The sequence below is a fragment of the Zhongshania sp. genome (assembly GCF_041623545.1).
In the GTDB taxonomy this organism is placed as follows: Bacteria; Pseudomonadota; Gammaproteobacteria; order Pseudomonadales; family Spongiibacteraceae; genus Spongiibacter.
In genome coordinates this window covers 1-8,022 of the sequence record NZ_JBFJWS010000144.1, presented here as the reverse complement: position 1 = coordinate 8,022, position 8,022 = coordinate 1, and the positions used below count along the sequence as shown (strand labels likewise).

The window sequence follows — 8,022 nt, the reverse complement described above, 5'->3', positions numbered from 1 at the left end:
CGCGCCGTGCAATACACCGTTAGCAGTCGAGCCAAGGAGGAGGGCTAAGCCTTTGCGGCCATGGCTACCGACAATGACAAGGTCAACCTCAAGGGTTTTAGCAAGCTCGTGAATTTGGCTGTCGGGACGGCCACTGAGTAAATGGCACCGTTCCTTTGGCAGATTTAGCTGCTTGGCAAATTTGTCTAATGCGTCTTCCGCTTGTTTTTCTAGTTGTAGCTGTACTTCGGAAAAATCCATAGGGATATCCCCGCCGTAGGCGAGGCTTAGGGGTTCGACAACGTGTAATAAATGCAGTTCGGCGCCATGGTGTTTCGCCATGCCGGCGGCACGCTCTAGTACACCGTTGGCCTCTTCGGAGAGATCTATCGCGGCTAGGATTCGCCCATAATTTGGCATTTGGTGCTCCATAAATATTCGCAATCGACTCTATTATTAAGGTATAAAGCCTGCCAACTGTCCAGTATTTAATAAAGGAATTTTATGGCGTGGCTCATTGGCTTTGCAGTAATCGGCTTTATGCTAGCGCCAATTATGTGGATTTTGCCGTCGCGCCGGCAATCTCAGCAAGTGGCGGTGAGAGCGGCCGCACGCGCACACGGCTTATCGGTAAAAGTTGTTGCTATGCCCAAGTCTCGGCGCGAACGGGTTAGGCGCGAGGAGGATGTGTTTGGGGTTTGCTACACTCGTGCAGTACACAACAAAAAACCGCTGCCATCATGGAAATATTGGCTATTGGATATTCCTGAGGGTGAGGACGATGTGCAGCCCTGTAGTTCGCAAATCGCATCCATTATTACTGAAGTTCGTAGTCTGCTGCCGGCAGATGCGACGATGCTTGAGTTTACGCCGATTGGCCTCCATGTTTATTGGCGGGAGTGTCAGGCCGATGAGCAAGTCGTTGCCAATATCGCCTCGTGCCTAAATACGATTGTTGAAAAAGGAAGACTGGATAGTGCCGGAAAATAAGAGTTTGCCGCTTACCGAATTGCCAGCGGGCTTGTATCGCCATTATAAAGGAGGTGAATACCAAGTATATGAGGTGGCTACTCACAGTGAGACCGAAGAATTGCTGGTTGTTTACCGGCCGCTCTACGGGGCCGCTGCACTATGGGTTAGGCCTCTGCAAATGTTTACGGAACTTGTTGAATATAAAGGAGAAATTATGCCACGCTTTCAGTTGGTAGAAGCGGGTGGTGTAGCCTTGGGGTGAGCACCTTGGAATAAAAAACCCTTGGCTCTCCCCTTGACCCTGGCGAAATGAACACTTATATATGTCGCCTCTCGCCGCTAAGGCGTCACGTACTTACTTCAATTGCAGAAGGATAATATGGGCAAATCTTTGGTTATTGTGGAGTCGCCAGCTAAGGCGAAGACCATTAACAAGTATTTGGGCTCCGAGTTTATCGTCAAGTCCAGTATTGGCCATATTCGTGACCTGCCAACCAGCGGTAGCGCAAAAGCCAGCACGGTTGACCCTAAAGAACGGGCTAAAGCGGCAGCTTTGACCCGTAAAATGGCGCCAGAAGAAAAAGAAATCCATAAAAAAGCAAAGTCGCGGCAACAGCTTATTGCTCGAATGGGGATTGATCCAGAGAAAGACTGGGCTGCCCATTACGAAATCTTACCGGGTAAAGAGAAAGTCGTCAGTGAATTAAAAAAACTCGCTGAAAATGCCGACACTATCTACCTCGCGACGGATTTGGACCGCGAGGGAGAGGCAATCGCTTGGCATCTGCGCGAAGCCATTGGCGGTGACGCCAGTCGCTATAAGCGCGTGGTGTTTAACGAAATTACCAAAAAGGCCATTCAGGCTGCCTTTGAAAAGCCGACCGAATTGGATCTTGATCGGGTTAACGCTCAGCAAGCTAGGCGCTTCTTAGACCGGGTTGTAGGCTACATGGTGTCGCCGTTGCTGTGGGCCAAAATCGCGCGTGGTCTTTCTGCGGGTCGGGTACAGTCGGTTGCAGTGCGCTTGATTGTCGATCGTGAAAAAGAAATTCGTGCTTTTATTCCCGAGGAATACTGGCAAATACATACGGACAATAAATCTGCAGCAGGGCAGCTTCGTCTAGAAGTGAAAAAGCAAGCTGGTGCTAATTTTCGTCCTAATAATGAAACTGATGCCATGGCGGCAACGGCGGCTTTACGCGCAGCTGACTACACGGTTACGGCAAGGGAAGATAAGCCAACCAAAAGCCACCCAAGTGCACCATATATCACCTCGACGCTACAGCAGGCCGCAAGTACACGGCTAGGCTTTGGTGTTAAGAAGACCATGATGATGGCGCAGCGGCTCTATGAGGCGGGTTATATCACTTATATGCGTACCGACTCGACGAATTTGAGTGTCGACGCGGTGGCAGCGTGCCGCGACTATATTAGCAGCAACTTCCCTAAACCCTATTTACCTGAAGCGCCGAAATCGTATTCAAGTAAAGAGGGGGCCCAAGAAGCTCACGAAGCGATTCGACCTTCTGATGTGAACGTAGAGCCGACCCAACTGGCCGGTATGGAGCGTGATGCTGAGCGCCTTTATGTGTTGATTTGGCGCCAATTTGTGGCCTGTCAGATGGCGTCTGCCAGCTTTACGAGCACTTCAGTAGTGGTTACTGCGGGTGATTTTGAGCTGCGAACTCGGGGCCGAGTAGTCTTGTTTGACGGTTTCATGAAAGTGCAGCCACCGAATGTGAGCAAAAAAGAAGAGGATCAGGAACTGCCTGATGTCAAAGTGGGAGATCGACTTGAACTCCTTAAAGTCGATCCTAGCCAGCACTTTACCAAGCCAGCACCGCGTTATTCTGAAGCGGCATTAGTTAAGGAATTAGAAAAGCGTGGAATTGGCCGGCCGTCGACCTACGCCGCGATTATTTCCACCATCCAAGACCGCGGTTATGTTCGTGTCGATAATCGCCGTTTTTACGCCGAAAAAATGGGCGATATCGTTACCGATCGTCTGGTGGAAAGCTTTAGTAACTTACTCGATTACAGCTTCACCGCGCGCATGGAAGAGTTGCTCGATGAAGTGGCTGCTGGTGATAAGAATTGGAAAAAACTGCTCGACGAGTTTTATACCGAGTTTCGCAAAACCCTTGAGGCTGCCGAAGCCGAAGACGCGGGGATGCGAAATAATGTGCCGACTGGGACAGATATTCCATGTCCGAACTGTGGTCGAACTATGCAAATTCGCACGGCCAGCACCGGTGTGTTTCTAGGCTGCTCCGGTTACGCATTGCCGCCGAAGGAGCGTTGCAAACAAACCATTAATTTAGTGCCCGCCGAAGACTTTGTCAGCATTGATAGTGATGATGATGAGGCGGAGTCGAAGGTACTACGGAGTAAGCATCGCTGTGGTATATGTAATACCGCGATGGAAAGCTATGTTATTGATGCGTCGCGTAAATTGCATGTTTGTGGTAATAATCCGGATTGCAGTGGCCATGAGATAGAACAGGGTAGTTTCAAGGTTAAAGGTTACGAGGGCCCGCTGATTGAGTGCGATAAGTGTGGGCAAGATATGCAGCTTAAAACTGGCCGTTTTGGTAAGTATTTTGGCTGTACTGGCGAAGACTGCAAAAATACCCGTAAGCTCTTGCGCAGTGGCGAGGCTGCGCCTCCGAAGATGGACCCAGTGCCAATGCCGGAGTTGCAGTGCGAGAAAGTCGATGACCATTATATTCTCCGTGACGGTGCTGCAGGTTTGTTTCTCGCGGCGAGCGCTTTTCCGCGGAACCGAGAGACTAGGGCACCGCTAGTAAAAGAAATACTGCCTCATCAAAGTGAGATCGATGAGAAATACGCCTTTTTGTTTGCCGCGCCGGCTAAAGATAAAGAGGGCCGGGATGCGGTAATTCGCTACAGTCGGAAAACTAAAGAGCAGTATGTGCAGACTGAGGTAGACGGTAAACCATCAGGTTGGGCCGCTTTTTACGAGAACGGTAAGTGGGTGGTGCGCGAGAAGGCGGCCAAAGCGGCCAAGGCAAGTACTAAGGCCAAGGCAGCAAAGCCCGCTAAAAAAGCAAAGGTGAGCAAGTAATTGGCTGGATTAAAGGAAAGCTTCCGCGGTCAATGCAATTTGCACGTTTATTTTGCAGAGCAGTATTTGGCTCAGCTAGAGTCGAGTGACCCTAGTGACTGGGGTGGACATATACGCCGGGCGTGCTCTGATTCACTTGCCTGGCAGCTGCAGTTGGCCTATCAGTGCCATCTTGCGGATCTCATTGATCAGCAGCCCAAGTTTGGCTTGGCCTTGCCTCAGGGCCTGTTTAACGCCCGCTCCTTCGATGCTGAGGAGCTTCCTCCGGAAATTGAGGAATTGGCAGGGCGCGAAGTTGAATCTGGCTGGCTTGCCACTATTGTGAGCTATGCTTTTTTGCAAACGGCTAGTGCGAGCCCTGCGCCGCGGGGCGTTTTAGCGTGGGATGGCCAGGCAGAGTTGCGTCCTAAACCAGATTTGGCGCTGTGTTTGAGCGAGTTAAAGTCGATGATTGCTCGCCATCGCGCCACCTTAATGGAGTATTGAGGGACTGCGGTTGGCGTCAGGCTTTAGAGGTTTGATACAATACGGCTAACGGCGTCGTGTTGGCGTTGGTAATATCAAGGAATCCTTTGTGCTGTCATATTTAGAATTGGTTGAACTCGCTAACGGTGACGTTGTACTACAGCGCTCGGAAGGTGATGAAAACCCACTAGTGACGATTCGTTTTTCCGACGAAACCCGCGAGCATATAAATGGCTCATGCCTCGAAATTGCCCGCGCTATGGTGCAGGCCGGTATTGAAGCCGTATCTATTGCTGCGAGTAATGAAAGCTTTGCCGAAGACGGGGAAGTGGATTTAGATGATCCGGAGTCGCAGTCCAAAATCATCCATTAAGGGTTTTCACACCTTTTCGTCGTAGGTATTAGGCTGTCGCTCGGTTGGGTTAAGCCTGCATTAGAATCACTAAACATTCTGCAGCGCCGGCTTTGGCGGCGGTAGCCAGCGCCCGGCGTTCATCGTCACGCAATGGCCTCTCTAGTAGTATCGCAACGGTATGGCTTTTCCCACGCTCTAGGGCGCGGATAGCAATTTCACTCAAATCGCGCTGACTATTAGACACCACTTGCAGTATTTTCTGACCGTGCTGATGATTTGATGTGCTTAGTAAAGGCTTTAGTGGTCGGTCTGCTACCCAACATAGCCAGCGTTGGTCCGAGTTGGCGCTGAGCTGAATTAGCATGGCTGCCAGTAGTGGTTTGGACAAATGCGCGTCGCTGTGCATGGTGATTTCGGTGATCTGGCCTGCGGCAACCGCAGACTCAGAGGCGTACTGTAGAGGTATCTGTTCTATACAAGTCATAGTCTTAACTCCCGCGCCGTAATACACCAACACTTAAACCTTCAATGGCAAAGTCTTGCTCACGTAAATCTACTTGAATGGGTTGATAGTCTGGATTTTCGGCAATGAGGGAAATGAGGTATTTGCTTTTTTCCTGCTGAAAGCGTTTTACGGTGACTTCATTGTCGATTCGCGCCACTACGATCTGGCCATTGCGCGCCTCAGTGGTCCGGTGCACTGCCAGTAGATCATCTTCAAAAATGCCGACATTGATCATGCTGTCGCCTTTGACCCGCAGAAAGTAATCCGCGCTGGGCGAAAAAATTGAGGCAGGCATATCGCAGTAATCTTCGATATTGGCTTCAGCTAAAATAGGATTACCAGCAGCGACGCGGCCAATAATGGGGATTCCCAAGCTTTCTGGAAGCCTTATACCCCGTGATGCGCCAGCAATAATCTCAATTGCACCCTTGCGCGCTAGTGCTTTCAGGTGTTCCTCAGCGGCGTTAGGGGAGCGAAAACCTAGCTCTCGAGCAATATCCGCGCGAGTGGGAGGGTAACCCGTGTCAGCGATATGATCTTTAATGAGCTGTAAAATTTGGGCTTGCCTTGCTGTGAGCTTTTCCATAATTTTTAGTATCTGTTTATCTATACAGGTACTGTTAGTATATACAGTGTTTTGCGGATGGCAAGAGTGAGTTTAAAAGAATACTTATGTTTTCGAGGGGATTAAAAAAACGCCCCAGCAATAGTGGGGCGTCAGCATTCTCAGGTGCGGTGGGGTTGCGGGAATCCGTTGTTAATATTCGTCGAGTAGACCGTTAATAACATCGGACTCTATTTCTGAAAGCGGATTATTCCAGTTTTCAGGCACCATAGTGTCGTCAAGGAAACGGTAGTCGTCGTCGCTTAGCTCAAAAGCGTTGCGCCAATCTTCTGGCTCTTCAACCTGCTCTAGGCTTAACTGTCGCCAACTCTCCATATCGTATTGGCAAAGTTCGCCGTCAATTAATTGTGCCTCGACGGAATCGCTGTCATCGTCAACCGCAACAACTTCAAAGAGCTGTTCGGTTTCCATATCTTTATACCATTTACCGACTAGGGGTCTTAGTCTTGCCATGATTGCCACCTCTGCGAAAGCCTGACTCCAAACTAACACTTAGGAAAATGCTGTCTAGTAGGTATTTTTCGCGGCTTTGTTGGCGAGAGGGCGGGCATTTGGTGGGCCTTTTAAACAAATCGCTGTATATTCAGCGAGCTAGACCCTATTGCTGATGTTTTAATTTATTTTAAAATTAGGTTTTTATGGTGCATTTGTCTAAGCCGCGCGGGCTTAGTAATGAAATTGTATAGAAATGATGATGGATGAGCGCAATGTTAAAGCAGTGGTGGGAGAGGTTTCAGCCAGAACAGTATCCCTGGATGGGGGACGTATTTATTGTTGTACTGGTTATTTTAACGGCGAATTTAATTGTTAGCCGGCTGACAGCTCGCTTAGCGCTTAAGTTTGCTAATACCCGCAATCTTTGGGATGACGCGCTCCTTGAAGCCGCGCGCAAGCCGGCCTTGTTGATGATCTGGGCGGTGGGTGCCAGTCATGTATTGGAAATCATTGGCCGCTCAACGAAGGCAGAAATATTTTCCGCGCTGGATTCACTGCGCGCAGTTGCTGTGGTTTTGATTCTCGGTTGGTTTTTGGTAGCGCTGGTACGCCAAGTTGAGCTGCGTCTGCTGTCCGACGATTATACGGGCAAGGATGAACCCATTGACCGCACAACAGTGATGGCATTGGGTAAATTAGTGCGCACTGCAGTTATTATCGTTTCGGGGCTCATGGTTTTACAGAACCTTGGTTACAGTATTTCCGGTGTTTTAGCCTTTGGCGGTATTGGTGGCATTGCGGTGGGCTTTGCCGCTAAAGATTTACTGGCAAATTTTTTTGGTGGTTTAATGGTTTATTTAGACCGGCCTTTTTCCGTGGGCGATTGGATTCGGTCGCCTGACAAAAATATTGAAGGAACAGTTGAAAATATTGGTTGGCGGCAAACCCGTATCCGCACCTTTGACCAGCGGCCTTTATATGTCCCAAATGCAACGTTTACACAAATTTCGGTTGAAAATCCGTCTCGGATGTTAAATCGGCGGATCTACGAAACCATTGGTGTGCGCTATCAGGACGCTGCGCGCTTACCGGAAATTATTGATCGAGTTAAAAATATGTTGGAGAACCATGCCGACATCGATTTGGCTAAAACTTTGATTGTAAATTTTAATAAATACAATGCCTCGTCTTTGGACTTTTTTGTGTACACCTTCACTAAAACAACAAACTGGGTTGAGTACCATAAAATTAAGCAAGATGTTCTTTTGAAAGTTCTAGGCATAATTCATGAGTTAGGCGGCGATGTGGCATTCCCTACCACCACGGTAAAGCTGGACCCCATTACTATAGAAAATGCCCAAGAGCGCAGCGGAGTTAAAGCATGAGTAAGACAATAGCGGTTATTGGTGGAACGGGTCTGTGTGACTGGCCTGGCGCCGAGGTGCTGGAAGAGACGGCGATTGAGACCCCTTACGGGGCGCCTAGCGCAAAATTGCAACGGATACGCTATGAATCAGCTGAGTTTTTATTTCTTGCGCGTCATGGTCATGGTCACGAAATCCCCCCGCATGCGATTAATTACCGGGCAAATATTGCAGCCT

10 protein-coding genes and 1 pseudogene are annotated in these 8,022 nt (G+C 49.3%); 7 read left to right on the top strand and 4 right to left on the bottom strand.

Features of this window, described 5'->3' with window-relative positions; all coding sequences use genetic code 11:
• The coding region (locus ABYT30_RS12520; RefSeq protein ID WP_373096769.1) for a universal stress protein at positions 1 to 399 on the bottom strand (399 nt) is incomplete at its 3' end.
• A gap of 84 nt (positions 400 to 483) precedes the next feature.
• Between ABYT30_RS12520 and ABYT30_RS12515 the strand changes: the two genes are divergently transcribed.
• From ABYT30_RS12515 to ABYT30_RS12495, 5 genes are all read left to right on the top strand, one after another.
• Entirely contained in the window at positions 484 to 969 is a 486-nt protein-coding gene (locus ABYT30_RS12515) for a hypothetical protein (protein ID WP_373079409.1), read from the top strand.
• On the top strand, positions 956 to 1,213 hold the full coding sequence (locus ABYT30_RS12510; protein WP_373079412.1) for a DUF1653 domain-containing protein: 258 nt from the start codon (positions 956 to 958) through the stop codon (positions 1,211 to 1,213). The genes ABYT30_RS12515 and ABYT30_RS12510 overlap by 14 nt, the downstream gene beginning before the upstream one ends.
• 117 nt (positions 1,214 to 1,330) lie before the next feature.
• Positions 1,331 to 4,036, top strand: a complete 2,706-nt coding sequence (gene topA, locus ABYT30_RS12505) for a type I DNA topoisomerase (protein ID WP_373079414.1) — start codon at positions 1,331 to 1,333, stop codon at positions 4,034 to 4,036.
• Positions 4,037 to 4,522 carry a hypothetical protein gene (locus ABYT30_RS12500; protein ID WP_373096767.1) on the top strand — a complete coding sequence of 162 codons (486 nt, stop codon included), beginning with the start codon at positions 4,037 to 4,039 and terminating at the stop codon, positions 4,520 to 4,522. It abuts the gene before it with no gap.
• A gap of 88 nt (positions 4,523 to 4,610) precedes the next feature.
• Positions 4,611 to 4,874, top strand: a complete 264-nt coding sequence (locus ABYT30_RS12495; protein WP_373079417.1) for a hypothetical protein — start codon at positions 4,611 to 4,613, stop codon at positions 4,872 to 4,874.
• A 49-nt stretch (positions 4,875 to 4,923) separates the two neighbouring features.
• Here ABYT30_RS12495 and ABYT30_RS12490 read toward each other — a convergent pair whose 3' ends face one another.
• From ABYT30_RS12490 to ABYT30_RS12480, 3 genes are all read right to left on the bottom strand, one after another.
• On the bottom strand, positions 4,924 to 5,340 hold the full coding sequence (locus ABYT30_RS12490) for a hypothetical protein (protein ID WP_373079419.1): 417 nt from the start codon (positions 5,338 to 5,340) through the stop codon (positions 4,924 to 4,926).
• Positions 5,341 to 5,344: 4 nt separating this feature from the next.
• Positions 5,345 to 5,947, bottom strand: a complete 603-nt coding sequence (gene lexA, locus ABYT30_RS12485; protein WP_373079420.1) for a transcriptional repressor LexA — start codon at positions 5,945 to 5,947, stop codon at positions 5,345 to 5,347.
• A gap of 171 nt (positions 5,948 to 6,118) precedes the next feature.
• A complete protein-coding gene (locus tag ABYT30_RS12480) occupies positions 6,119 to 6,439 on the bottom strand; it encodes a DUF6763 family protein (RefSeq protein WP_373079423.1) in 321 nt (106 codons plus the stop codon).
• Between the two features lie 254 nt (positions 6,440 to 6,693).
• Between ABYT30_RS12480 and ABYT30_RS12475 the strand changes: the two genes are divergently transcribed.
• Together ABYT30_RS12475 and ABYT30_RS12470 are read left to right on the top strand one after the other, a co-directional pair.
• Positions 6,694 to 7,806: a mechanosensitive ion channel family protein gene (locus tag ABYT30_RS12475; protein ID WP_373096770.1), complete on the top strand. Its 1,113-nt coding sequence runs from the start codon at positions 6,694 to 6,696 to the stop codon at positions 7,804 to 7,806.
• Positions 7,803 to 8,022, top strand: a pseudogene (locus ABYT30_RS12470) (S-methyl-5'-thioadenosine phosphorylase); the annotation flags it as partial. The gene ABYT30_RS12475 and the pseudogene ABYT30_RS12470, both read left to right, overlap by 4 nt.